Source organism: Candidatus Cloacimonadota bacterium (assembly GCA_011372345.1).
Lineage (GTDB): Bacteria > Cloacimonadota > Cloacimonadia > Cloacimonadales > TCS61 > DRTC01.
Genome location: DRTC01000164.1, coordinates 1 through 2,130, shown reverse-complemented (window position 1 = coordinate 2,130; position 2,130 = coordinate 1). Strand labels below are relative to the sequence as shown.

At 35.7% G+C, this 2,130-nt stretch carries 2 protein-coding genes; both read left to right on the top strand.

The genetic code is table 11. The annotated features are described in order from the left end of the window. Positions 1-835: galactokinase (galK, locus tag ENL20_03200; GenBank protein HHE37564.1), on the top strand; the 835-nt coding region annotated here is incomplete at its 5' end. A 200-nt stretch (positions 836-1,035) separates the two neighbouring features. Then, the coding region (locus tag ENL20_03195) for a hypothetical protein (GenBank protein ID HHE37563.1) at positions 1,036-2,130 on the top strand (1,095 nt) is incomplete at its 3' end.

Here is a 2,130-nt window from a genome sequence, read left to right as displayed (position 1 = left end):
GCCTGAAGGTGCCGGACTTTCATCTTCCGCTTCGATTGAAATTGCAACATTGCTTTCCTTCAAAGAATTATACGATTTAGAGATCAAACCTCTTGAGATGATCACACTTGCCCGAAAAGCGGAAAACGATTTCGTGGGTGTGGAATGTGGAATAATGGATCAATTTGCTTCCCTGCTTTCCAGAGAGGAAAAAGCTCTTTTCATAGATTGCAGAAGTCTAAAATATCAATATATTCCGTTGTTGCTTAAAGGTTGTTCGTTTCTTGTATGTAATTCGATGGTGAAAAGAAAATTGGCAGATTCTTCCTACAATAAAAGAAGGCAGGAATGCAGAGAAGCTGTAAAAATTTTGCAGGAATATCTTCCTGAGATTGTATCTTTGCGGGATGTTTCTATTAATGATTTTGAAAAATATAAATTATTACTGCCTGATACATTAAAAAAAAGAATTGAACATATTGTTTATGAGAATGAAAGGGTAAAAGAGGCAGTAAAAGTTCTGAAAAAAGGAAATGCAAAAGCTTTTGGCGAGTTGATGTGTCAGTCTCATAAAAGTTTAAAAGACTTTTATGAAGTCAGCATTGATGAACTGGATTTGTTGGTAGAAATCGGAAAGGATGAACCGGGAGTTTTGGGAGCAAGAGTGACAGGAGCAGGCTTTGGAGGTTGTGTGATTTACTTGGTGAAAAATTCCTTTATCAAAAAGCTAAAAGAATCAATATTGGATGTGTATTCAAAAAAAACGAGACTTATTCCGCAGTTTTATGAAGTCGTTCCTTCGAAAGGAGCGTACGCGAGTGCTCTTGTATCCAAGCCCCTGCTTGGATACATATAGCCCATCAATAAAACAAAAAGGTTACCAAGCTGGGGCTTAGTAACCAGAATATTATAATGAAACAAAACAATACAAAACATCTGAATGTTCAGCTTGCTGATCTTCTCCCGAAAGCATTCGGGATTTGGACAAGTGCCAACATTCCCAAGATTCGACAAGTCGAAACATTCGGAAGCTAGGTATAGTTTCATAGGAGACTTATGAACATTCTAAAATTACTCGAACGAGACGATAAATGGTATCTCGGTGGTGGAGATTCACTTGTTTTTACACCGCTTTTCCCGCAGTGGTTACACATTCCCGGATTGTGGGATGAAGCACATTTTTATAACATCCCGATAAAACCGCTTTATACGATTTCATTCCTTTTAAAAGATGGTAAAGAACTCAAACCAAAATTGATAGATACAAAATGGGATCCGTCCAAATTAATAAGAAGATTTTCCTTAACAAACGATCTCGCATTCATAGAAACAGATGTTCTACTTCCAAATGATACACTTTCCACTACTTTGAAGTTTGAAGGAAAAAATCAGGAAATCGAGGTGATCTTATGGACGGCACAGGTAAATAATAAAAACGAAAAAACACTTTCTTTTTCCAAAGAAGAGAATGGAATTTTGTTTAATCGAGAAAATAAATTACGAGGTGAATATCCCTTCAATTTTTCAATGTTTCTCGGAATGGAACATTCATCTTATTCCGTAAATCTTTCCGAATACACAGTAAATCAGCCCAAATTTGAGTACACTCCGTTTTATGAGAAATTTGTTGGAAAGCTTACCGATGAAATTCATAATAAAGGAATTAATCCTGACGGATTGCTCTATATTGGCTTACATAAACATTTGAAAATTAAAGAAAATGCTGAAGTAAAGATTTTTCTTTCGGTCGCAAAAACTTCCAAAAAAGCAAAAGAAATTTTTAATGAATCTTTCAATACTATTAATCCAATAAAAGAAAGTGAAAGGAATTGGCAAAAGTTTTTTAATTCCGTTCCGCATTTTGAATGTTCCGATAAATTTATCGAAAAATATTATTGGTATCGCTGGTTTGGATTGCGTCTTTTTATGATGAATAGTTCTTATTCCTATCCCTGTGTTTGCGAAGGACCTGCCTATTTCCGGATGCCGATTTCCTATTCCGCTCAATGTCATATGCTGGAAACACGCTGGATGGATAACCCAAAAGTTGCAGAAGGCAGTTTCCTGAACTTCGTAAAAAATCAGAACCAAAACGGCAGTTATCCGGGAAATTTATATCCAATCGATATTGATAGAAAGAGCTTTTATCAT